This is a genomic window from Sphingobium olei, assembly GCF_042678845.1.
In the GTDB taxonomy this organism is placed as follows: Bacteria; Pseudomonadota; Alphaproteobacteria; order Sphingomonadales; family Sphingomonadaceae; genus Sphingobium; species Sphingobium olei.
Window position 1 is genome coordinate 120,864 of sequence record NZ_JBHTLS010000135.1, and the last position, 21,755, is coordinate 142,618.

Consider the following 21,755-nt stretch of genomic DNA (forward strand, 5'->3'; position numbering starts at 1 on the left):
TCCCCTCCCGCTTGCGGGAGGGGTCAGGGGAGGGCGTGTGGCGCCGTCTCCGTAACAGGCCCTCCCCCGGCCTCTCCTGCAAGCGGGAGGGGAGATGAAGGGGTGAGGGGAGTGGAGAATGAAATGCGCTACCTACCCCTTACCGACAGCGACCGGCAGGCGATGCTCTCCGTCATCGGCGCGTCGTCGATCGACGATCTGTTCGTGGACGTGCCCGCCGAAGCGCGGCTGCCCGGCACCATTCCCGGCCTGCCGGACCATGCCAGCGAGCTGGCCGTCGAACGCCACATGAGCGCGCTAGCACGGCAGAATCTGTCGGCGGGGGAAGCGCCCTTCTTCCTGGGGGCAGGGGCCTATCGCCACCATGTCCCCGCCAGCGTCGATCATCTGATTCAGCGCGGCGAGTTCCTGACCGCCTACACGCCCTACCAGCCTGAAATCGCGCAGGGCACGCTGCAGGTGCTGTTCGAATTCCAGACGCAGGTCGCGCGCCTGCTGGGCTGCGACGTTGCCAACGCCTCCATGTATGACGGATCGACCGCCTGCTGGGAAGCGATCGGAATGGCGCGCCGGGTCACGAAGCGCGCCAAGGCGCTGCTCTCCTCCGGCCTGCACCCGCATTATGTCTCCGTCGCGCAGACGATGGCGAAATTCACCGGCGACGCACTGGTGCATGACGCGCCGACGCTCGACGCCGCGACCGACATGGACGCGCTGATCGCAGCCATCGACAAGGATACGAGCTGCGTCGTCGTCCAATATCCCGACATCCTCGGCCGCATTTCTGACCTGACCCCGCTGGCCGAGGCCGCCCATGCGGCGGGCGCGCTGCTGGTCGCGGTCGTGACCGAGCCGGTGGCGCTGGGCGCGATCAAAGCGCCGGGTCATATGGGCGCGGACATCGTCGTGGGCGAAGGCCAGTCGATCGGCGTCGGTCTTCAGTTCGGCGGGCCCTATCTCGGCCTCTTCGCCTGCAAGCAGAAATATGTCCGCCAGATGCCGGGCCGCCTGTGCGGGGAGACGGTAGACGCGGCGGGCAAGCGCGGCTTCGTGCTGACGCTCTCCACCCGCGAACAGCATATCCGGCGTGAGAAAGCCACATCCAACATCTGCACCAATTCGGGCCTCTGCGCGCTCGCCTTCAGCATCCACATGACGCTGCTGGGCGAAAAGGGGCTGCGCCAGCTCGCCGCGCTCAACCATGGCCGTGCGGTCGAGGCTGCGGACCGGCTGGCGAAGGTGCCCGGCGTGACGTTGCTGAACGATGCCTTCTTCAACGAATTTACGCTGCTCCTGTCGGAGGATGCGCGCGAAACCGTCCGCCGCCTCGCCGACCGTGGCGTGTTGGGCGGCGTGTCGCTCGGCCGCCTCTTCCCACACGCGCCGCAACTGGGCCACGGCCTTGTCGTCGCGGTCACGGAAACCGTGACGAGCGAGGACATCGAAACATTTGCCAAGGCGCTTGAGGAGGAACTGGCATGACCATGCTCAAGGAAGGCCGTCCCACGACCCCAGCGCCCGTCGCGGGCGCGCATATGGCGCCGGGCACCGCGACCGGCAATCGCGCGCTGATGCTGGAGGAGAAGCTGATCTTCGAGATCGGCTCGACCGATACGACCGGCGTGGATTTCGATGCCGCGCCGCAGGTCGCCGGCCGCCTCGGCGCTCTCGCCCGCACCGACGCCATCGGCCTTCCCGGCCTGTCGGAGCAGGAGACGGTCCGCCATTATACCCGCCTCAGCCGACAGAATTACGCCATCGACCTCGGCCTCTTCCCGCTCGGCTCCTGCACGATGAAGCACAACCCGCGCCTCAACGAGAAGATGGCCCGGCTGCCCGGCTTTGCCGATATTCATCCGCTCCAGCCGCAATCGACGGTGCAGGGCGCGCTCGCCGTCATCAACCAGCTTGCCTTCTGGTTGATCGACCTGACTGGCATGCACGGCGTCGCCATGACGCCCAAGGCCGGCGCGCATGGCGAACTGTGCGGGCTGCTCTGCATCCGCGCCGCGCTGGAGGCGCGCGGCGACGCGCGGCAGGTGGTGCTGGTGCCCGAAAGCGCCCATGGCACCAACCCCGCCACCGCCGCCTTCTGCGGCTACAAGGTGGAGGACATCCCCGCGACGCCCGAAGGCCGCGTCGACCTGGAAGCGCTGAAAGCCCGGCTGGGGCCGGACGTCGCGGCGGTGATGATCACCAACCCCAACACCTGCGGCCTGTTCGAGCGCGACATGAAGGTCATTTCCGACGCGGTCCATGCCGCCGGGGCCTTCGTCTATTGCGACGGCGCGAACTTCAACGCCATCGTCGGCCGGGTCCGCCCCGGCGACCTTGGCGTCGATGCGATGCACATCAACCTGCACAAGACCTTCTCCACCCCCCATGGCGGCGGCGGTCCCGGCTCCGGCCCCGTGGTGCTGTCCGAGGCGCTCTCGCCCTTCGGTCCGCTGCCCTACACCGCACGGATGGCGGACGGCACGATCCACCTTATCGAGGAGGAGAATGTGGGCGAAGAAATGCCGCAGAGCTTCGGCCGCATGAGCGCCTTCCACGGCCAGATGGGCATGTTCACCCGCGCGCTGACCTATATCCTGAGCCACGGCGCGGACGGCCTGCGGCAGGTGGCGGAGGATGCCGTGCTGAATGCCAATTACATCCTGCGCAGTCTGGACGACGTGCTGGATGCGCCCTTCGGCGGCAGCGGGCCATGCATGCATGAGGCGCTGTTCAGCGACAAGGGGCTGGCCGAAGGCTTCACCACGCTCGACATCGCCAAGGGGCTGATCGACGAGGGCTTCCACCCGATGACCATGTATTTCCCGCTGGTCGTCCATGGCGCAATGCTGGTCGAACCGACCGAGACCGAGAGCAAGGCAGCGCTCGACCAGTTCATCCTCGCGCTGCGCAGCCTGGCGGAGCGCGCCAAGGCCGGGGACCAGGCGCTGAAGGGCGCGCCCTATCACGCGCCGCGCCGCCGCCTGGACGAAACGCTCGCCGCGCGCAAGCCGGTGCTGACCTGGGAAGCGCCGGGGCTGGCGCAGGCGGCGGAATGATCCGTTCCTGATGCGATTGGATGGGGCGGGAGAGACTTGCTCTTCCGCTCCTTCGCGCGTTTCGGGTTATGGTTGGGCGGTCCCGCGTCAGAGGGATTGAAACATCGCCGGCTCCCTGCGATGGCGGGCACAGCAGATATGGCGAACCAGCTTTCTTCCCTCGTCGCCGCGGAACTCGCCGGCCCGGCCGATCCGCGCGCCGCCGCCATGGCGGGCGCACTCGCGGCCCGCTATCCTGACGCGGCCCGCGCGGTGCTCTTCTACGGCTCGTGCCTGCGCGAAGCCAATCTCGACGGGCTGATGCTCGATTTCTACCTCATCGTGTCGGATTATCGCGCCGCCTATGGCAAGAGCTGGCTGGCGAGGGCCAACCGGCTGATCCCGCCCAACGTCTTCCCGTTCGAACATCAGGGGCTGATCGCGAAATATGCGGTTCTGTCGGAGGCGGACTTTGCCCGGTTGAACGGGCGGCAGGCGGACAATGTCTCGGTCTGGGCGCGTTTCGCGCAGCCCTCGCGCCTGCTGTGGGCGGCCGACGACCTTGCCCGCCGCCGCGCGATCGCCGCCGTGGCGCAGGCCGCGCCGACGCTCCTTTCGCTCGCGCGGCCGATGGCCCAGGACGGGGAAGACGCGCTCGCCCTCTGGAAGACTGGCTTTGGCCTCACCTACAATGCGGAGCTGCGCGCCGAGAAGACGGGCCGCTCCCTGTCGATCGTGGACGCCGATCCTGACCGTTATCGCCGGTTCGGGGAGGCGGCGCTGGCCGACGGCCTGCCGCCGTCGCCACCCGATACGCCGGCCCTCTGGGGGCGGCTTCAACGCCGGGGCAAGCGACTGTCCGTCCTGCGCCTCGCCAAGGCCAGCTTCACCTATGCCGGCGGCATCGACTATCTCGCCTGGAAGATCAACCGCCATGCCGGGACGCAAATCGCGATCCGCCCGTGGCAGCGGCGCTGGCCGCTGATCGGCGCGCTCACTCTGCTGCCGCGGCTGTTCCGGAAAGGTGCGATCCGCTGAGCGCCATCGCCAGCGCCTGACCCAGCGCCGCCAGCGTATAGGGCTTGCGCAGCACCACATGCCCTTCGAAGTCGCCGCTTTCGCCGGTGTCGCCGGTATATCCGGTGACGAACAGCACGGGGATGTGCTGTAGATGGATGGGCAGGCTCTTCACCAGTTCCGGCCCGGTGGTGTCAGGCATCAGCACGTCGCTGACGATCAGTCCGATCTCGGGATTGTTGGTCAGCAGCCTGACCGCCTTAGACGGGTGATCGCACGCGATGGGCAGATGGCCCAGTTCGCCAAGCGCGGCCATCGTCTGGTTGAGTACGCGCGGATCGTCCTCCACCACCAGGATGCGGGTCGGCGGATGGCGCACCGGCGACAGGGCGAACGCCTCCTCCTGATCGCCAGCCGTTGCTTCCTTGGTCGAGCGCGGGAGATAGAGGTGGACGCTGCTGCCCTTGCCCGGTTCGGATTCGATGCGGATATCGCCCTCGCACTGCCGGACGAAGCCGAAAATCTGGCTGAGGCCAAGGCCCGTGCCCTTGCCAACGGGCTTGGTGGTGAAGAAGGGTTCGAAGACCCGCGCGACCACCTCGGGCGACATGCCGCACCCATCGTCCGCCACGGTCAGCACGACATAGTCGCCCGCCGCGCAATCGCCGATCTCGCCGGCCTTCACCGTCGCCTGCGCGGTGGACAGCGTCAGCCGGCCGCGCCCTTCCATTGCGTCCCGCGCGTTGACGCACAGGTTCAGGATGGCGTTCTCCATCTGGTGCCGGTCGACGAAGATGCACCAGCCGCCCGCCGCCTGCGTGAAGGTGACGATGATCTGGTCGCCGATCGCGCGGTCGATCAGGTCCGCCATTCCGGCCAGCAACGCATCGGGATCGACCGCGCTCGGCAGCAGCGGTTCGGAGCGGGCGAAGGCCAGCAGCCGGCGGGTTAGCGCCGACGCCCGGTTCGCGCCGTCCATGGCATTGTCCAGATGGCGCGACGCTTCCACCGGCTTCAGCCGCAGGTTGCGCTTGGCCAGTTCAAGGCCGCCGACGACCACGGCCAGCATATTGTTGAAATCATGCGCGATGCCGCCGGTCAGCTGGCCTACCGCGTCCATCTTCTGGATCTGGCGCAGATGCTCCTCGGCCGCCGCGCGCTCCGCCGACTCGCGCTTCAACCGCTCATAAGCGTCGGACAGTTCGGCCGTGCGTTCGGCCACCGCCCGTTCCAGCCGGTCGGCGCGCTCCGCCTCGGCTTCCGCAGCCTGCCGCGCCTTGCGCCGTTCGCTGTAAGCGGCATTGGCGAACCAGGCGGCGAACAGCACGCAGATCAGGAGCACCAGCCCCAGCAGGCGGGACGTGCGGCCGATCGTCTCGGTCCGGTCGCCCGCCAGCGTCACCGCCAGGCTGCGTTCGCGCAGCCGGTCATTCTCCGCCTTGATGACCCGGTCGAGCAGGGCAGTGATCCGCCGCACGTCGCGCGACTTGCCCGCTTCGTGGAACCGCGCCAGCGCCGCCATCTTCTGGTCATAGGTGGTGCGCAGCCCGATCTCGTTCAGCGTCGCGCCCCTCTGCGCGAAGGCGTAGCGCAGCGCCTCGACATTGCCGCTCTGCCAGTCCGTGCCCCGCGTGGCATAGCCGAGCGCCTTCAACTGGCTGCCCGCGCTGCGCCATTCGTCCTGGAACAGGCGGCCGGTGTCGGGGTCCAGGCTGATGACATAGCGCGCCAGCGTCACTTCGGCGCGGGCGGTGCGCGCCTCGAACCCGCGGGCGAGCGCGATGATCTCGAAACTATGCTGCTGTTCCGCCAACGCGCGCGCATGGTCGCGCGACGCGTTGCTCGCGGTGTAGAGCAGAAGGCCGAGCGCGCCGACCAGCAGCGCGGCAAGCAGCAACGGGACGGACCGTCGCGCGCGGGGGCGCCATCCGCGTTCCGGCTCTGTGTAAAGGTCGGCCATGGACCGTTACACTATCCCAACAAGGGCCGCCGGGAAACAACGCATGTGAACCGTTCTTAACATGCCTCGTCCCATGCGGCCCTTCCAGCCTTCAGCCGATCGCCCCGGTCGCCTTGCCCGCCGCCTCGAACATGCCGATGATCTGTTCGACCTGTTCGTCGCTATGTTCGGCGCACAGCGAACAGCGCAGCAGGAAAGTGCCTGCCGGGGTTGCGGGTGGGCGCGCCATGTTGACGTAGAGGCCAAGCTCCAGCAGCGTCTGCCACATCGCGACGGCCTGGGCCTGGTCGGTCAGGATGACGGCTATGATTGCCGATTGCGGCGTTTCCGTGCCCAGCTTGAATCCGAGGTCGGTGAGGCCTTGGTGCAGCCGCTGGCTGTTCTTCCACAAATGCGCGCGCTTCTCGCCCGCATGCATCAGCTTGCGGATGCTGGTCGCTGCGGTGGCGACGACGCTGGGCGGCAGCGACGCGGTGAAAACATAGGGACGGCAGACGAGGCGCAATATCTCGAACTTGGGGTGGTTCGACACGCAGAAGCCGCCGACGGTGCCGACCGACTTGGAGAATGTGCCGACGACAAAGTCGATATCCTTTTCGACGCCCTGCTCCTCATAGACGCCCCGGCCGTTCGCGCCGAAGAAGCCCATGCCGTGCGCTTCGTCCACCAGGATCATGCAATTGGCATGTTTGCGCACGGCCGCGACCATGGCGGGCAGGGGCGCGACGTCGCCCAGCATCGAATAGACGCCTTCCAGCACGACGAGCTTCAGCGCATCGGCCGGCAGGCGGCCGAGGCGCTTGTCCAGATCCTCGACGCTGTTGTGACGGAACCGGACGATCTCCGCATCACCCAGGAAGCAGCCATCGTAGATGGAGGCGTGGCTGTCCGCGTCCAGCACGACATAGTCGCCCTTGCCCGCCAGCGTGGAAATCACGCCCAGGTTCGCCTGATAGCCGGTCGAAAAGACCATGGCGGACGACGTGCCATAGAAATCCTTGAGCGCGTCCTCGACTTCCTTGTGGCCCTGATAGGTGCCGTTCAGCACGCGGCTGCCGGTGGTGCCTGCGCCGAAATCGTCCAGCGCCTTCTTCCCCGCGGCGACCACGTCCGGGTCGAAGGTCATGCCCATATAGTTATAGGTGCCGAGCAGGATCGTGTCCTTGCCCTTGATCACCGCCTGGGTGGGGGACTTCACCTCGTCCATGACGATGGCGAAGGGGTCGCGCACGCCCGTCGCCAGCAGCGCCTCGCGCTCGGCGATCAGCGCGTCGAACTTGGAAAAAAGGTCGCGCGCGTTGGTCGTCTCTGCGGGGGTGCGCGCGTCGTTGGCGGTGGCGGCTGCGTCGGTCATTCCATATCTTCCGTTCGGTTCGAGCAGCATCGAGCGTAGTCCAGATGCGGCTGTCGAGAACTTGTTTCCCGTCTTCTCGACTTCGGTTCTCGACAAGCTCGAACCTCCGCTCGAAACGAACGGGCTTGGCTGGGCGTCAGGCGGCGGCCTTGAGCTTCGCCACCGCATCGACCAGCTGGCCCACGGTCTCGATCTCGGCCTGCATGTTCATGGTGATGATGATGTCGAACTCATCCTCGATGGCCGCGACGAAATCCATCACCGTCAGGCTGTCCCATTCCAGGTCGCCGGCGAAGCTGGTTCCTTCGGTCAGTTCGATGCCCTTCTTGTTGAAGGGTTCGATCTGGGCGGCGACGCTGTCGAAAATTGCGCTGCGATCCGTCATTGTCGTGAAAATCTTTCCGTCAAAGCGCGGCTTTTGCCGCCTCTTCCCGCCCTTTGGCAAGCGAATAAGGCGTCAATCGGGCAGCATCGCGCCCGAATATGTGGGCCACGCGGCCGCGTCAGCGGAAATTGTCGGCGTAGGCCTGGATCTTCAGCGTCTTGGGCGGTGTCGGAATGACTTCATAGGCGATGCCATATTTGTCGGCATAGGCGACCGCCGCCTCCTGCGACGGGAAGGTCAGCTTGACCTGGCTCTGCGTGTCGCCGGACCCGGTCCAGCCGGTCAGCGGATCGGGCTTGCGGGGCTCGCTCTGCACGAAATCCAGCATCCATTTGTGGGTCAGCGCCTTGCCCGATTGCATCGCGTTCTTCTGGATCTGGTAAATGCGCGCGGTCATCGCGGGAGACTCCGGGTAAATCTTTGCGTTGCGTTGCACCAGCGTTCGCCGCCAAGTCAAGACTTGGGCGCACCCTGACGGCGGGCGTCGGCATTTTTGGTGCGCAGCGTCGCGCTGGCCGATGCGGGATCGTCGGGCCAGGGATGGCGAGGATAGCGGCCACGCATCTCCTTCGCAACGTCGCGCCAGTTGCCGGCCCAGAAACCCGGCAGGTCGCGCGTGGTCTGGATCGGCCGGCCGGCGGGCGATGTGAGGGAAAGGACCAGCGGGATGCGCCGGCTCCCAACGGTCGGATGCTCCGCCAGGCCGAACAAGGCCTGCACGCGCAATTCGACGCGCGGGCCGCCCTCCGCCGCATAGTCGATGGCGTGGTGGCTCCCCGCGGGCGAGCGGAAGTCGGGCGGGGCGAGCCGGTCGAGCTGGCTCTTGCCGTCCCATCCGATCAGCCCTTCCAACACGCCGGACAGTTGCGACCGGTCGATGTCGGACAGCCGACGCTTGCCCGCCAGCAGGGGGGGCAGCCAGTCGTCGAGACTGTCGATCAAAGCCTCGTCCGACAGCGCCTCGACGCCCGCGAAGCCCGCCCGCATCCGCAACGATCGCGCCGCTTCCGACCAGGGGAGCAGGTCGAGGCCGCCCTGCCGCACGCCGGCCACCAAAGCCGCGACTACGGCCTCTGGGTCGGGCCTGTCGTCCGATCCGCTGGACAGGCGGACCGCGCCCAGCCGTCGATCCCGCAGCGCCTCGATCCCGCCATTGGCAGCGCGGAACCGCACTGTGCGATGCTCCGCGACCCGGTCGCCGAAGAGCGCTATCACGTCCGCCTCGGTGATCGGCGCGGCCGACAGGATGCGCGCGCCCGCCGCGCTGCCCTGCACCTCGCCTACTGCGAGCCATTCTTCCCGCGCGAGGGGGGATAGCGGATCGAGCCGGAAGCCGCGCCCGCCCACGCTCGCCCAGTCGGCTCCGTCTGCGGATCGGCGCTTGGCCACGCGATCGGGGAAGGCGAGGGCGAGGCAGAGGCCGACCTGATGCTCGTCGCTTACCGAAATGACTCCCCTCCCGCTTGCGGGAGGGGTCGGGGGAGGGCGGGTGGGGTTCGGCGCGCCTACAGGCCCTCCCCTAACCCCTCCCGCAAGCGGGAGGGGGATTTTGGAAGGGGGGACCAGCCCCGCCCACCGCTTCGCCAACCCCCGCGCCGCATCCGCGCGCTTGCCGCTTTCGCGCCGCCAGCGCTGGCGGCGCAGCGTCAGGTCGGTGTCCTGCCCGCCGATGCCGCGCTCGCCCAGCAGCACCGCGACCTCGGCGGCGACCTCCGCCAGCCCCATCCCGCCCGCGCGCACCAGCATGTGCGACAGGCGCGGCGCGAGGGGCAGCTTCGCCAGCGCCTTCCCATGCGGCGTGATCCGCCCGTCCGCGTCCAGCGCCTCCAGCACCGTCAGCCGCCGCCGCGCTTCGTCGACTGCTGCGGCGGGCGGCGGGTCGAGCCAGCGCAGGGTCGCCGGATCGCCTACGCCCCACAGCGCGCAGTCCAGCAGCAGGCTCGACAGGTCGCTCTCCAATATCTCGGGCGGATCGAACGGCGGCATCCCGGCCGTTGCCGCCGCTTCCCACAGGCGATAGGCGACACCGGGCCGCTGCCGCGCGGCGCGTCCCGCCCGCTGCGTCGCCGCCGCCTGGCTCGCTCGTTCCGTGACCAGCCGCGTGACGCCCGCCGCCCGGTCGTAACGCGGCCGCCGCGCCAGCCCCGAGTCCACCACGATCCGCACCCCATCGATGGTCAGGCTGGTTTCCGCGATCGACGTCGCCAGGATCACCTTGCGCCGTCCTTCGCGCGAGGGCCGGATCGCCGCCCGCTGCGCCGCCGGGTCCAGGCTGCCGTGCAGCTTGTGCACCTCCGCCACGCCGTCGATCCGCTCTGCCGTTCGTTCGATCTCCGCCACGCCGGGCAGGAAGGCGAGCAGGTCGCCTTCCGCTTCCTCGCTCATCGCGCGGCGGATCGTGGCGGCCATCTCATCCTCGATCCGCTTCTCGCTCGCGCGGCCGATATGGCGCAGTTCCAAGGGCTGGATGCGCCCCTCGCTCTCGATCACCGGCGCGCCGTTCAACAGGGATGCGAAGCGCGCGCCGTCCAGCGTCGCGGACATCGGCACGATGCGCAGGTCCGGCCGCAGCGCCGCCTGCGCATCCAGCGCCAACGCCAGCCCGAAATCGCTATCCAGGCTGCGCTCATGCACTTCGTCGAACAGCACGGCCGACACGCCCGCCAGTTCCGGATCATCCTGTATCCGCCGCACGAAAATGCCTTCCGTGAGCACCAGCAGCCGCGTGCGCGCGCTCGCCTTGCTGTCCATGCGCGTCGCATAACCGACCGTGCCGCCCGGCTGCTCGCCCATCAGTTCGGCAATCCGTTCGGCCGCCGCACGCGCCGCCAGCCGGCGGGGCGACAGCAGCAGCACCTGTCCCTCGCACCATGGCTCGTGCAGCAGAGCGGGCGCGACGGCAGTCGTCTTGCCCGCGCCGGGCGGCGCCACCAGCACGGCGCTGCTGCTATCGCGCAGCGCTGCGAGCAGTCGGGGCAGTACGGCATGGATGGGCAGATCGCTCATCCCATTCTCTTTGCGACAAAATCCGGCGGCCGCAAGGGCGGGAAATTTCCTTTGCGCGGAAACAGTTGGCCGCCCATACGTTCGGCCGCCTAATGATCCAGGTTAATCCCGCGGGACAGCCGCGGCGTCTAAGGGGCTAGGAATAATGGCAACTCTGCCGGGAGATGCGGCGCGATATCGCACTCTTTTCGAGACGATGGACGAGGGCTTCTGCATCATCGAGTTTCTCGATGGCCCCCATGGCCCCTTGAGCGACTATATCCATGTCGAAGCCAACGCCGCCTATGAAAGGCATGCCGGCATCCCCAATGTCGTGGGGCAGAAGGTGCGCGAGATGGTGCCGGACGAGGCGGAGGGCTGGGTCCAGCTCTATGGCGGGGTGCTGCATACCGGCAAGCCGATCCGCTTCCAGCGCGAACTGGAAGCGACCGGTCATCATCTCGACATCTCCTCCTTCCGGGTCGGCCCCTTCGAAAATCGCCAGGTCGCCGTGCTGTTCAAGGACATCAGCGAACAGGTCCGGGCGCAACAGGCACTGCATGAACTAAACGAGACGCTGGAGGCGCGCATCGCCGCTGCGCTCGCGGAGCGGGAGGAGGCAGAGACCGCGCTGCGCCAGGCGCAGAAGATGGAGGCGGTGGGCCAGCTGACCGGCGGCCTCGCCCATGATTTCAACAATCTGCTTGCCGGCATCAGCGGGGCGTTCGAAATGATCGGCGTGCGGCTGGCGCAGGGACGAACCGCCGATGTCGACCGCTATCTGGCGGCGGGGCAGGGGGCGACCCGCCGCGCGTCCGCGCTTACCCACCGGCTGCTCGCCTTCTCCCGCCGCCAGACGCTTTCGCCCCGGCCGATCGTGGTCAATCGGCTGCTCGGCGACTTCTCCGAGCTGGTGCGGCGGACGGTCGGACCGCAGATCACGGTGGAAACGATCGCTGCGTCGGGCCTCTGGCCCGCGATGGTCGATGCCAACCAGCTGGAAAACGCTCTGCTGAACCTGTGTATCAACGCGCGCGACGCCATGCCACATGGCGGGCGGATCACGGTCGAGACCGCCAATCGCTGGCTCGACGATCGCACCGCGCGCGAGCATGGGCTGACCCCCGGCCAATATGTCACCGTCTGCACCAGCGACACCGGCACCGGCATCGACAAATCGATCATCGACCGGGTGTTCGACCCCTTCTTCACCACCAAGCCGATCGGGCAGGGCACAGGGCTGGGCCTGTCGATGGTGTACGGCTTCGCGCGCCAGAGCAACGGCCATGTCCGCATCTATTCCGAAGCGGGTCAGGGCACGATGGTCTGCATCTACCTGCCCCGATACCGGGGCGAGGAGGAAGCGGAGGAGGTCGTGCCCGCCGGCGACCTGCCGGTCGGCGCGGACGCGGGCGAGACCGTGCTGGTGATCGACGACGAACCGTCGGTGCGTATGCTGGTCTGCGACGCGCTGGGCGACCTTGGTTATCATTGCGTGGAGGCCGGCGACGGCCCCGCAGGACTGCGCATCCTGGAATCGCGCGCGCGTATCGACTTGCTCATCACCGACGTCGGCCTGCCCGGCGGCCTTAACGGGCGGCAGGTGGCGGACGCCGCGCGCGCGCTGCGCCCGGACCTGCGCATCCTCTTCGTCACCGGCTATGCCGAAAATGCTGTGCTGAACCACGGCCATATCGAACATGGCATGGAAGTGCTGACGAAGCCATTCGCGGTGGACGAACTGCGGCGCCGCGTGGCGATCCTGCTCCAGTCCGACTGACCTAGGGCGTTTTCGCTATGAGCGAAAATGCCCTATTTCTTCGATGCCGCATTTTCCGAGCCGTTGACCGTAAACGGTCAACTTGAAAATGCTTTAGCCGAACAGATAGAGGTGGATCGGGTTCTTGGGGTCCAGCAGCATCTTGGTCGTCAGCGCCAGCGACATGACGATCAGCAGCGGCTTGATGAGGCGCGATCCGAACCGCATGGCAAGGTGCGAACCAATCTGCCCGCCCAGGATGCTGCCCGCCGCCATCGCAATGCCCGCTATCCAGATCACATGGCCGCCCGCCAGCATGGTGAGCAGCCCGGCGATGTTGCTGGCGAAATTGGCCGCCTTGGTCTGTGCCGTCGCCCGCAGGATGGACAGCCCGCCCAGCGCCAGGAAGATCGTGGTGTAGAAGGCACCCGCGCCTGGCCCGAAGAAGCCATCATAGAAGCCTACCACGCCGATCAGCCCGGACAGGCCGCCCATGCCGACGCGCGCGTGACTGTCGGCGTCGCCCAGCTTGGGCGAGAAGGTGAAATAGGCCGCCATCGCCACCAGCAGCGCCGGCATCAACCCGGCCAGGATCGATGGATCGACCCGCTGCAACAGCCATGCGCCGCCCACGGATCCCACGAACGCCGCGATCACCGGCCCCTTGTAGGTGGCAAGGTCCATATGCCCGCGTCGCGCATAGGCGATGCACGCCCCGAACGTGCCGAAACAGCTTTGCAGCTTGTTGGTCGCCACCGCCTGGACCGGGGGAATGCCCGCCGCCATCAGCGCGGGCAGGGTGATGAGGCCCCCGCCGCCCGCCATCGCGTCGATGCACCCCGCCATCAGCGCGGCGGCCATGAGGAAGGCGATGGTTTCAGGGGTCAGGATCATCGGCGAACTGGCTTCACCCCTCGTCCCGTTCGGGCCGAGCCAGTCGAAGCCCCTGGCTTTCTTGAAAGGGAAGAACAGCCCTTCGACAAGCTCAGGGCGAACGGAACTGGTTTGAAGAACGGACGAACCAGCCGTTTTCCTCAATAGGCGCGCGCTATAGCGAACTCGACAGCTTCTGTTAGGGCCGCTTTCGCCCGGCCGGCATCGAACATGCCCAGCGCGTCGATCGCCCGCTGGCCATAATGGCGCGCCCGCGCCAGCGTGTCCGCGATCGCGCCGGTCCGACGCAGCAATCCGGTGGCATGGGCCAGATCCTCGTCGCTGATCCGGTGTCCGGCGATCGCGGCCTTCCAGAAGGCGCGATCCTCATCCGACCCGCGCGCATAGGCCAGGATCACCGGCAGCGTCACCTTGCCGTCGCGGAAATCGTCGCCCGCATCCTTGCCCATCGTCGCGCCGTCCGATTCATAATCGATGGCGTCGTCGATCAACTGGAACGCGATGCCGAGATTGCGGCCATAGACGTCCAGCGCCTGTTCCTCCGCCTCGCTGCGGTCCGCGACGACGGCGGAAATGCGGCAGGCGGCGGCGAACAGCGCGGCGGTCTTCGCACCGATGATGTCGAGATACTGCTCCTCGCTCGTGTCGATCTTGCGCTGGGCGGTCAGCTGGTTGACCTCGCCCTCTGCGATCACCGCCGACGCGCTGGACAGGATCTTCAGCACCTTCAAGGATTCCGCTTCCACCATCAGCTCGAAGGAGCGGGAGAAGAGGAAGTCGCCCACCAGCACGCTGGCGCTGTTGCCCCAGATGATGTTGGCGGTCTTGCGGCCCCGGCGCATCCCCGATCCGTCTACCACATCATCGTGCAGCAGCGTCGCTGTGTGGATGAATTCGACGGCGGCGGCCAGCTTGTAATGGCGGCTGCCGGCATAGCCCACCAGATCGGCGCAGGCGAGCGTCAGCATCGGGCGCAGCCGCTTGCCGCCGCCCGCGATCAGATGCCCGGCCAGTTCGGGGATCAGCGGGATCCGCGACTGCATCCGGTCGAGGATGACGGCGTTGACCTGGTTCATGCCGTCGGCGACCAGGCTCATGATGGGCGAAAGGGACGGTTCCGCGTTCGCGCGACCGATCGGATGGACGTTACCGGGGGCGGGGGCTGTCATGACCCGGCTCATGTGGCGGCGCAAAGGGCGAAAGGCAAGCGGTATTGCCTTGCGCGATCGGCGGGAAGCGGCAAAAAGCGCCCAAACCGAACCGACCTTACCGAATAGCCCGACCGACACGGAGCCCTGCATGGACGAGACACTCAAGCGCTATCGCGAAAGCATCGACAATATCGACGCCGCGCTGGTGTTCATGCTGGCCGAACGGTTCAAGATCACGCAGGCTGTGGGCGAGCATAAGGCGACGCACGACCTGCCGCCCGCCGATCCGGGCCGGGAGGAACGGCAGGTCGCCCGCCTGCGGCAACTCGCCGCCGACGCCCATCTCGATCCCGATTTCACGGAAAAATTCCTGCGCTTCATCATCGACGAAGTGATCCGCCACCATGAAAGGCTGCGCGAAGGCTGACGGGTCAGGCGGGTTCCGCCGCCGCTTCCCTGCGCCCCTGCGCGCGGCCGATCAGCACGCCGCCCAGCGCCAGCGCGAAGCCAGCCAGTTGCAGCGCGCCCAGCCGTTCGCCGAACAGCAGCCACGCCTCGATCGCGGCGAGCGGCGGCACCAGCAGCAACAGCATCGACATGCGCGTTGCCCCCTGGTGCCGCACCAGCCAGACCAGCAGGCTCAGCCCCGCCGCCGACAGCCCCAGCACCGACCAGGCAAGCCCGATCCATAATATCGGCGTCCCATCCCACCGATATTCGCCGCTCAGCAGGGTGGCGGCGATCGTCACCAGTGCGCCGCCCATATTCTGCACCGCGCCTGACACCAGGATGGGATCGTCGGCCAGCCCGCTCCGCTGGATCAGCGTGCCGGCCGCCATCGCCATGATGGCGATCACGCCGCCGACGGCGGGCAGCAGGCCGATGCCCGCCGTGCCGCCCCGCGCGATCGCCGGTTCCAGCACGCAGGCGACGCCCAGGATCGCGATGCCCAGCCCGCCCCACGCCCGCGCCGGCAGTCTTTCGCCCAGTAGAAAGACGCTCGCCACTGCGACCACCAGCGGCTGGAGCGCGCCCAGCAGCGCCATGATCCCGGCGGGCATCCCATGCTGCACCGCCCACCAGCTGAGCGTCAGATATATGCCGTGCAGCATCGCGCCGGCGGCCAGATGCAGCGCCAGCTTGGCGCGGCGCGGCCATGGCTGCCCGGCATAGAACGCCGCGCCGCCCAGCAGCACAGCGACCAGCGCCAGCCTCACCGCCAGGATCAGTTCCGGCGCGCCATGCGGCACCACCGCCCGCGCGACAATGAAGCCGGTGGACCAGATGAGCACGAACAGGATGGATGCGACGATACCGAACATGCCCCGGCCCTTGGCGCAACGGCAGGGGCGTGTCTAGGGTTGGGACGGGAAGGCTTCAGACGGTCTCCCTATTCCGACATGCCAGCGCAGGCTGAGGTCGCGCTGCTCTTTCAGCGCTTAGGAAGAAGTCAGATCCCGGCTTCCGCATTTAAGTTGACTTGTGCTGTCACTCCTCGACAGTGCTCCCATATCCGAAAGAGGGATGGGTGCATGGGAGATGGAATCGCCGTTGGGGGCAGCGACACCGCGACGCCATTGAATGTGGCCAAGCGCGTGAGGCTCATCAGCAAATGGATCGATCTTCCTGGCGCCCGCATCCTGGATGCGGGCTGCGGCGCGGGAGAATATGTCGAGGCGATGTGCCGGGCAGGCGCGCAGGCGCAGGGGATCGAATATGTCGAGGCCAAGGTCGATCAATGGAATGCGCGACATCCTGGTGACGGTCGCGTGGTGCGCGGAGACCTTGCCTGCCTGCAATTCGATGATGGGACGTTCGATGCGGTATTGCTGAACGAGGTTCTGGAGCATGTTCCAGACGATCGCTTGGCATTGAACGAAATCGCCCGCGTTCTCAAGCCAGGCGGCATATTGCTGCTGTTCTCTCCAAACCGCTATCATCCTTTCGAGACGCATGGCGTCTATTCGTTAAAGACCGGCGCGCATCGCGGCATGGCACGCACTTTTCTGCTACCGTGGGTGCCGATGGCGATCGGCCGACGCTTCGTGCACTATTGGTCGCGCAACTATTGGCCGCTGGAACTGGCGCGCATGGTTCGGCAGGCCGGATTTGCCGTTCACCATCACAGCTATGTCTGGCAGACGTTCGAGAATAACAGCGGCCAGCAGTCGAACGCCATGCGCAGGCTTGCTCCAATCGCCAGGCGTATCGCTGCCGTGGCGGAGCGCGTGCCGCTGGTGCGTCGATTGGGGGTGTCGCAGCTTATCGTCGCCCGCAAGCGCTAACAGACCTGCGAAGATATTACACCATCGACGAAATGCCGCCGGGGCATGGCAGGATCACCGATAGCATGCTGTCAGTCTGGCGCTATTTGGCGAAATCCTATTCCCGTCCGGCCCGGATCGCCGCGCCGCCGGCAAAGGGCGTGATCGCCACCAGCAGCAGGGAGGAAGCCCCTAAGAACTTGATCGCCGCACCGCTGCCGTCGCCCAGCGTCCCCGCGCCGAAGATCAGCAGCGGCACCGCCAGCGGCAGCGCCAGCAGCCCGGCCAATGCCCCGCTGGATCGCAACCCCGCCGTCAGCGTCGCGACCAGAAGCGCCAGCGCCGCCAGCGCTGGCGTGCCGATGAGCAGCCCCGCCTCCAGCTTCAGGATCGTCCCGGCCTCCAGTTTCAGCAGCGCGGCGGCGGGCAGCGCCGCGATCATCAGCGGCGGGCCGAAGCCCAGCCAGTGCGCCGCCAGCTTGGCGCTCACCACCACTTCCTCGCCGATGCCGCGCAGCGCGACCTGGTCCAGCACGCCCGCTTCCATGTCCGGTGCGACCAGCCGGTCGACCGGCAGCAGGCTGGCGAGCAGCGCCGCGATCCAGAGCATCCCGCCCCCCGTCCGCGCCAGCAGCGCCGCATCCGGCCCCACCGCGAAGGGATAGAGGCTGGCGACCAGCAGCAGGAAGGCGACCGGCAGCCATAGCCCGCCCGACGTCCAGGCCTGGCGCAGGTCGCGGCGGACGAGCAGCAGGAAGCGCCTCACGCCGCCTCCGCCTGATGATCGGTGAGGGCGACATGGACCGGATCGCGAAGGGGAAGCGGCTGGTGCGACGCCGCGACCACGATGCCTCCGCCGGCCAGATGATCCGACACCGCGCGGCCCAGCCGGTCGAGCGACAGATCGTCCAGTCCGTTGCCCGGCTCGTCGAGCAGCCAGATGCCCGCGCCGCTCGCCATCACCCGCGCCAGCATCGCGCGCTTGCGCTGCCCGGTGGACAGCATCCGCACCGGCAGGTCGGCGAGCGGCGTCAGCGCCATCGCCTCCAGCGCGGCCGGGCTCGCGCCCGGCCCGGCGCCGTCCAGGCCGGCCCACACATGCAGCGCCTTCGCCAGCGGGAGGTCGCCGTCCAGCGCCAGCCGCTCGTCCATCATCGCCACGCCGCCCGATCGCTTCACCGTGCCGGCAAAGGCGGGCAGCAGCCCGGCGCACAGCCGCAGCAGGCTCGACTTGCCGATGCCGTTGGGCCCGGTCAGCAGCGCCGCGCCACCCCGCGTCAGGTCGAGCGATACGTCGCGGAACAGCATTCGCCCGCTCCGCGCGCAGGCGACCCCGGTCAGCCGCAGCGCCGCCCCGCTCATGACGAAACCATATCCTCCAGCACATGCATGTCGAGGTCCGACAGGCCGAAATGATGGCCGATCTCATGCACCACGACATGGGTGATGAGCGCGTCCAACGGCACGCCCGTTTCGACCCACTCGTCGAGCAGCGGCCGGCGATAGAGATGCACGGTTGGCGGCGCGTCCCCGGTCTGCGCCTCCTGTCCCACCGGCCGGCCGCTATAGAGGCCGGTGAGGCCGAACGGGTCGTCCATCCCCATGTCCTTCAGCGTCTCTGCGTCGGCGAAATCCTCGACGAAAAGCACGACATGGGCCAGATAGTCGGAGAAGGGCGGCGGCAATCGTCCCAGCGCCTCCAGCGCCAGCGCCTCAATTTCTTCCTTGGTGGGAGCGAAGCGGAGCGGTTGACCGTTGGGCGACATGGCTGCGACATAAGCGAAACTACGGGATCAGGATAGGGACATGATTGCCAAATTAACTGACGAGGAACGGGCGCTGGCGCTCGCGGACCTGCCGCTCTGGACCGCCGGCGGAGACCCCGACGGCATCACGCGCCGCTTCACCTTTCCTGATTTCGCCGCCGCCTTTGCTTTCATGACCCGCATCGCGATCATGGCGGAAAAGGCGGACCATCATCCCGAATGGTCCAACGTCTATAACCGGGTGGACATAATTCTTACCACGCACGACGCCAGCGGCCTGTCCCAGCGGGACGTCGACATGGCGAGGGCGATCGACGCGATCGCGCCCTGACGGTCAGAAGGAAGCGGGCGCCTCGACACGGTCCTCATAGCCCTTCAAGGCGGCGATCACCGATGGGTCGGTGGCATAGCGCCGCCGCAGCATCGCAAGGCGCGCGTCCGTGCCGGTGCACAGTTCCGCGACGCTTTCGGCGATAAAGGCCCGCCGTTCGGCGTCATGCGGCTGCTCGCCCCGGAAATGGTCGCATCCGTCGCGATCCACCATGAAGGCGGTGACTTCCTGCGGAAAGGGCTCCATCGCCGAGTCGTCGCCGCTGGCCGGCAGGTCCAGCGGATTGCGCGGCGCGGGCTGGGCACGAACGGTGACCGTGGGTGACGGCGCGGGCTTTACCGGCGGCGCGTGGGGTTCTGCAATGGCGAGCGGGGCGGGCGGCAGGTCCAGCGGTGCCGGCGCGGCGACGTTGCCGGCCTGGGCGCTGTCCGCAGACGAATCGCGGCAGCCGGCCAAGGCCAGCATCAGCATCACCGGAACCAGCACGAAACGCCCGCTCACCCGATTTCCTCCCGCAAGCTGGCGATCAGGTCGCCCACATGGGACAACCGCGACTCTTCCTCGTCCAGGATCGCCAGAAACGCGGCACGCCTATACGCGGCAACCGTTTCAGGGGAAAGACGGCTGGCTACGGGTGTTGCACTATTCACGATATCCAGAAGCCGCTCCACGCCATGCAGCCGGCCCCAAAGATAGTCATTCTCCCGATAGGCCCTGCTAAAGAAGGCCCCGAAATTATTGAATTCTATGCCTTTTAAAGTGGCGTTTGCGCCGCCCGCGCGAATCGCGGTGCAATCCTCCGGCGAAATCCGGTCCACCTTCACCGGATCATATTCGTCCAGACTGTCACCTTGATGCAACGGTAGCGTGGCGATGTCGGTGAAGGGAAAGCCGAGATAGGCGAGCAGCATCGTCCGCCGCCCTGCCTTGGGCAGCGCGGCGAACGCGTCGGACAGCATCCGGTCCGCCGCCTCGTCCCGCGCCTTGAGCCCGCGCGCCATTGCGACCGCCTCCAGCGCCGCGCCTGCGTCGCCGGGCACATCCTTCGCCGCGTCCGCGACATGCGTTCCGTGGAAATCGGCATCCTCGCATTCGGCATAGAGCGCCAGCGCGCCGTAGATCGCGTCGTGCATCCCCTGCACGGCCGGGTCGTCGGCCTCCGCCTCCAGTTCCAGCGTGTCCGCCAGCCGCCGCGCCAGATAGCGCAGGCGGCGGATGCGGAAGGCAAGGTCATGGGCGCGGAAGAAGGTGACGGGCGCTGCCCCCGATCCGTTGGAGCCCGTCATCTGGTCCGCCCCGTCCTTGCGCACCTGCGCCCAGATCGCCTGGCGATAGGCTTCGCGCATCATCGCGCTGTCCTCGCCCGACAGGCGGAACAGCAGGTCGCTGAGGGATTCGACGATGCCTGACAGTTTCAGGTGGCCATAGGCCGGATAGGCAAAGCCTGCCGCGCTTGCTGCCCGCTGCTGCGCCTTGGCGCGCCAGGCCGACAGCCGCGCCGGCGTCGGCCGGTCGAGGAACAACATATTGCCGATGGCGCTTTCCACCTCCGCCTCTATGCCTGGGCGCAGCGCGTCCAATATGCGACGGGTGCGGCGGATGCGCGCCGAATGGCGGTCGATCGCCTCCAGATTGTCGCGGATCGGCTGTTCGCGCGGAATGTCGCTCAGCGCGCCGAAGATGGTGCGGAAGAAGCCGGGGAGAGGCGCATCCGCGCCCTGCGGCGCATCCTCCTGCTCCCCATCCTTGTTCAGGCGAATGGAGCGGTGGCCGGGCTTGGGGTCGATATAGACGAAGCGCCGGTCCACCTCCCCCCGCGACGGCCGGTTGCGCAGCGCACCGATCGCCTGCGCGAAGGGCGCGTTGGCGAGCACCGATCCGTCGATCAGCACCGCGTCCTCCGCCGTCCCGCGCGCAGCATGGCGGGGCAGGGCGCGGCCCAGGAACGCCTCCCGCGTCGGCCATGTGCGATGGCGGCGTTTCAGCACCCGGTCCAGCTCGCGCACGGTGAAGGGCGGGAAGGCGCCCGGAAAGCTCGCCGTGGCGCGCGCGGCGAAGGTCAGTTCCACCGGATCGGCAAAGGCGCGCGCCTCCCGCCCCCGCGCGCGGAAGCCGATGGACAGGCGATGCTCGGTCTCGATCACCTGCGGCGGGCTGTTGAGGTTCAGGCTTTGCGCATGACCCTCGAAATCGGTGACGGTGACGAACAGGTCCAGCGGATGCCCGTCCGGCAGCAGCGGCGGTCCCCGATCGGCAAGCGCCATCGCCTCGAACGCCTCGAGGATCATGGTGGTGAACACCTCTCCGCCAAAGGGTGGCTCGAACCAGCGCGAGCGGATGAAGCGGGACAGCTTCATCCGCACCTCTTCCCGCGTGTCGGGGGCGACGGTGCGCTCCACCGCATCGCCCGGCCGCCGCGCCGCCATCCAGACGAGCGGGGTCGCCCAGAATTTGGTCAGCGCCCGCGCCGGCCGCGCGTCGGGATCGAGCAGGCGGTCCACATCGGCATTGTCCAGCCACAGGTCGGTCAACGGCTCCAGCGACTGCCCGGTCTCGATCGCCTGGGCCAGGAAGATGCCGTTGATGCCGCCCGCGCTGGCCCCGGCAATGATGTCGGGCATGACGCGCAGCCGGATGCCGCTGGCCGCCTCGATCGCCTCCAGCACCTGCCGGTACACGGCTTCGCTGCCCTGGCTGGCGGGCGCATTGTCGTGGAAGGCGCGGCTCGCCCGCGCCAGCCGCCATAGCTCCTTGGTGATGCCGTGCATGTAGACCGCCAGGCTGATCCCGCCATAGCAGACCAGCGCGAGGCGCAATTCCCGCTCCTTCATGGACGGAGCGTCGCAGAGGGCAGGCT

19 protein-coding genes and 1 pseudogene are annotated in these 21,755 nt (G+C 67.6%); 7 read left to right on the forward strand and 13 right to left on the reverse strand.

All coding sequences use genetic code 11. From position 1 onward, the window contains the following. Window positions 1–123: 123 nt before the first annotated feature. The 3 genes from gcvPA (at window position 124) to ACFQ24_RS20355 (ending at window position 4,070) form a co-directional block, all read left to right on the forward strand. Window positions 124–1,482: an aminomethyl-transferring glycine dehydrogenase subunit GcvPA gene (gcvPA, locus tag ACFQ24_RS20345; protein WP_380914604.1), complete on the forward strand. Its 1,359-nt coding sequence runs from the start codon at window positions 124–126 to the stop codon at window positions 1,480–1,482. Then, window positions 1,479–3,053: an aminomethyl-transferring glycine dehydrogenase subunit GcvPB gene (gene gcvPB, locus ACFQ24_RS20350; protein ID WP_380914606.1), complete on the forward strand. Its 1,575-nt coding sequence runs from the start codon at window positions 1,479–1,481 to the stop codon at window positions 3,051–3,053. The genes gcvPA and gcvPB overlap by 4 nt, the downstream gene beginning before the upstream one ends. Before the next feature lie 138 nt (window positions 3,054–3,191). Then, complete coding sequence (locus ACFQ24_RS20355; protein ID WP_380915433.1) at window positions 3,192–4,070, forward strand: hypothetical protein; 879 nt, start codon at window positions 3,192–3,194, stop codon at window positions 4,068–4,070. Here the strand turns inward: ACFQ24_RS20355 and ACFQ24_RS20360 are convergent. The 5 genes from ACFQ24_RS20360 to hrpB form a co-directional block, all read right to left on the reverse strand. Then, window positions 4,027–6,009: an ATP-binding protein gene (locus ACFQ24_RS20360; protein WP_380914608.1), complete on the reverse strand. Its 1,983-nt coding sequence runs from the start codon at window positions 6,007–6,009 to the stop codon at window positions 4,027–4,029. The genes ACFQ24_RS20355 and ACFQ24_RS20360 overlap by 44 nt on opposite strands. Window positions 6,010–6,100: 91 nt before the next feature. Further along, on the reverse strand, window positions 6,101–7,363 hold the full coding sequence (gene spt, locus ACFQ24_RS20365) for a serine palmitoyltransferase (RefSeq protein ID WP_380914610.1): 1,263 nt from the start codon (window positions 7,361–7,363) through the stop codon (window positions 6,101–6,103). Between the two features lie 136 nt (window positions 7,364–7,499). Beyond that, window positions 7,500–7,748, reverse strand: a complete 249-nt coding sequence (locus ACFQ24_RS20370) for an acyl carrier protein (protein ID WP_380914612.1) — start codon at window positions 7,746–7,748, stop codon at window positions 7,500–7,502. A 118-nt stretch (window positions 7,749–7,866) separates the two neighbouring features. After that, window positions 7,867–8,145 carry an ETC complex I subunit gene (locus tag ACFQ24_RS20375; RefSeq protein ID WP_380914614.1) on the reverse strand — a complete coding sequence of 93 codons (279 nt, stop codon included), beginning with the start codon at window positions 8,143–8,145 and terminating at the stop codon, window positions 7,867–7,869. A gap of 56 nt (window positions 8,146–8,201) precedes the next feature. Further along, complete coding sequence (hrpB, locus tag ACFQ24_RS20380; RefSeq protein ID WP_380914616.1) at window positions 8,202–10,754, reverse strand: ATP-dependent helicase HrpB; 2,553 nt, start codon at window positions 10,752–10,754, stop codon at window positions 8,202–8,204. Window positions 10,755–10,899: 145 nt separating this feature from the next. Between hrpB and ACFQ24_RS20385 the strand changes: the two genes are divergently transcribed. Continuing rightward, entirely contained in the window at window positions 10,900–12,513 is a 1,614-nt protein-coding gene (locus tag ACFQ24_RS20385) for an ATP-binding protein (protein ID WP_380914619.1), read from the forward strand. 93 nt (window positions 12,514–12,606) lie between these two features. Here ACFQ24_RS20385 and ACFQ24_RS20390 read toward each other — a convergent pair whose 3' ends face one another. Both ACFQ24_RS20390 and ACFQ24_RS20395 read right to left on the reverse strand, forming a co-directional pair. Then, window positions 12,607–13,386 carry a TSUP family transporter gene (locus ACFQ24_RS20390; protein WP_380914621.1) on the reverse strand — a complete coding sequence of 260 codons (780 nt, stop codon included), beginning with the start codon at window positions 13,384–13,386 and terminating at the stop codon, window positions 12,607–12,609. 140 nt (window positions 13,387–13,526) lie between these two features. Beyond that, entirely contained in the window at window positions 13,527–14,555 is a 1,029-nt protein-coding gene (locus ACFQ24_RS20395) for a polyprenyl synthetase family protein (protein ID WP_380914623.1), read from the reverse strand. 130 nt (window positions 14,556–14,685) lie between these two features. On the opposite strand from ACFQ24_RS20395, the gene ACFQ24_RS20400 reads away from it, so the two are divergent. Continuing rightward, the gene (locus tag ACFQ24_RS20400) at window positions 14,686–14,964 is read left to right on the forward strand and encodes a chorismate mutase (RefSeq protein WP_380914625.1); all 279 of its coding nucleotides are present in this window, start codon (window positions 14,686–14,688) and stop codon (window positions 14,962–14,964) included. Between the two features lie 4 nt (window positions 14,965–14,968). Here the strand turns inward: ACFQ24_RS20400 and ACFQ24_RS20405 are convergent, their stop codons facing one another. Next, window positions 14,969–15,859 carry a DMT family transporter gene (locus tag ACFQ24_RS20405; RefSeq protein WP_380914627.1) on the reverse strand — a complete coding sequence of 297 codons (891 nt, stop codon included), beginning with the start codon at window positions 15,857–15,859 and terminating at the stop codon, window positions 14,969–14,971. Window positions 15,860–16,069: 210 nt separating this feature from the next. Between ACFQ24_RS20405 and ACFQ24_RS20410 the strand changes: the two genes are divergently transcribed. After that, entirely contained in the window at window positions 16,070–16,822 is a 753-nt protein-coding gene (locus ACFQ24_RS20410) for a class I SAM-dependent methyltransferase (RefSeq protein ID WP_380914629.1), read from the forward strand. Window positions 16,823–16,919: 97 nt separating this feature from the next. Here ACFQ24_RS20410 and ACFQ24_RS20415 read toward each other — a convergent pair whose 3' ends face one another. The 3 genes from ACFQ24_RS20415 to ACFQ24_RS20425 are packed head-to-tail and all read right to left on the reverse strand — an operon-like array spanning window position 16,920 to window position 18,567. Then, window positions 16,920–17,567: a heme exporter protein CcmB gene (locus tag ACFQ24_RS20415; RefSeq protein WP_380914631.1), complete on the reverse strand. Its 648-nt coding sequence runs from the start codon at window positions 17,565–17,567 to the stop codon at window positions 16,920–16,922. Beyond that, a complete protein-coding gene (gene ccmA, locus ACFQ24_RS20420; RefSeq protein ID WP_380914633.1) occupies window positions 17,564–18,163 on the reverse strand; it encodes a heme ABC exporter ATP-binding protein CcmA in 600 nt (199 codons plus the stop codon). The genes ACFQ24_RS20415 and ccmA overlap by 4 nt, the downstream gene beginning before the upstream one ends. After that, window positions 18,160–18,567, reverse strand: coding sequence for a metallopeptidase family protein (locus ACFQ24_RS20425; protein WP_380914635.1), 408 nt, complete (start codon window positions 18,565–18,567; stop codon window positions 18,160–18,162). Before ACFQ24_RS20425 ends, ccmA begins: the two co-directional genes overlap by 4 nt. Window positions 18,568–18,601: 34 nt before the next feature. On the opposite strand from ACFQ24_RS20425, the pseudogene ACFQ24_RS20430 reads away from it, so the two are divergent. Beyond that, window positions 18,602–18,898, forward strand: a pseudogene (locus tag ACFQ24_RS20430) (4a-hydroxytetrahydrobiopterin dehydratase); the annotation flags it as partial. Window positions 18,899–18,901: 3 nt separating this feature from the next. On the opposite strand, the gene ACFQ24_RS20435 reads toward ACFQ24_RS20430, so the two are convergent. Together ACFQ24_RS20435 and ACFQ24_RS20440 are read right to left on the reverse strand one after the other, a co-directional pair. Further along, window positions 18,902–19,399, reverse strand: a complete 498-nt coding sequence (locus ACFQ24_RS20435) for a hypothetical protein (protein WP_380914637.1) — start codon at window positions 19,397–19,399, stop codon at window positions 18,902–18,904. Beyond that, window positions 19,396–21,729: a patatin-like protein gene (locus tag ACFQ24_RS20440; RefSeq protein WP_380914639.1), complete on the reverse strand. Its 2,334-nt coding sequence runs from the start codon at window positions 21,727–21,729 to the stop codon at window positions 19,396–19,398. Before ACFQ24_RS20440 ends, ACFQ24_RS20435 begins: the two co-directional genes overlap by 4 nt. Window positions 21,730–21,755 lie beyond the last annotated feature (26 nt).

Excerpts from the sequence above, each read along its gene's own strand:
- spt (WP_380914610.1), bottom strand. The coding sequence starts at position 7,363 with ATGACCGACGCAGCCGCCACCGCCAACGACGCGCGCACCCCCGCAGAG.
- ACFQ24_RS20385 (WP_380914619.1), top strand. The coding sequence starts at position 10,900 with ATGGCAACTCTGCCGGGAGATGCGGCGCGATATCGCACTCTTTTCGAG.
- ACFQ24_RS20370 (WP_380914612.1), bottom strand. The coding sequence starts at position 7,748 with ATGACGGATCGCAGCGCAATTTTCGACAGCGTCGCCGCCCAGATCGAA.
- ACFQ24_RS20405 (WP_380914627.1), bottom strand. The coding sequence starts at position 15,859 with ATGTTCGGTATCGTCGCATCCATCCTGTTCGTGCTCATCTGGTCCACC.
- ACFQ24_RS20395 (WP_380914623.1), bottom strand. The coding sequence starts at position 14,555 with ATGACAGCCCCCGCCCCCGGTAACGTCCATCCGATCGGTCGCGCGAAC.
- ACFQ24_RS20400 (WP_380914625.1), top strand. The coding sequence starts at position 14,686 with ATGGACGAGACACTCAAGCGCTATCGCGAAAGCATCGACAATATCGAC.
- ACFQ24_RS20425 (WP_380914635.1), bottom strand. The coding sequence starts at position 18,567 with ATGTCGCCCAACGGTCAACCGCTCCGCTTCGCTCCCACCAAGGAAGAA.
- ACFQ24_RS20390 (WP_380914621.1), bottom strand. The coding sequence starts at position 13,386 with ATGATCCTGACCCCTGAAACCATCGCCTTCCTCATGGCCGCCGCGCTG.
- gcvPB (WP_380914606.1), top strand. The coding sequence starts at position 1,479 with ATGACCATGCTCAAGGAAGGCCGTCCCACGACCCCAGCGCCCGTCGCG.
- gcvPA (WP_380914604.1), top strand. The coding sequence starts at position 124 with ATGCGCTACCTACCCCTTACCGACAGCGACCGGCAGGCGATGCTCTCC.
- ACFQ24_RS20355 (WP_380915433.1), top strand. The coding sequence starts at position 3,192 with ATGGCGAACCAGCTTTCTTCCCTCGTCGCCGCGGAACTCGCCGGCCCG.
- ACFQ24_RS20410 (WP_380914629.1), top strand. The coding sequence starts at position 16,070 with ATGGGAGATGGAATCGCCGTTGGGGGCAGCGACACCGCGACGCCATTG.
- ACFQ24_RS20360 (WP_380914608.1), bottom strand. The coding sequence starts at position 6,009 with ATGGCCGACCTTTACACAGAGCCGGAACGCGGATGGCGCCCCCGCGCG.
- ccmA (WP_380914633.1), bottom strand. The coding sequence starts at position 18,163 with ATGAGCGGGGCGGCGCTGCGGCTGACCGGGGTCGCCTGCGCGCGGAGC.
- ACFQ24_RS20440 (WP_380914639.1), bottom strand. The coding sequence starts at position 21,729 with ATGAAGGAGCGGGAATTGCGCCTCGCGCTGGTCTGCTATGGCGGGATC.
- hrpB (WP_380914616.1), bottom strand. The coding sequence starts at position 10,754 with ATGAGCGATCTGCCCATCCATGCCGTACTGCCCCGACTGCTCGCAGCG.
- ACFQ24_RS20375 (WP_380914614.1), bottom strand. The coding sequence starts at position 8,145 with ATGACCGCGCGCATTTACCAGATCCAGAAGAACGCGATGCAATCGGGC.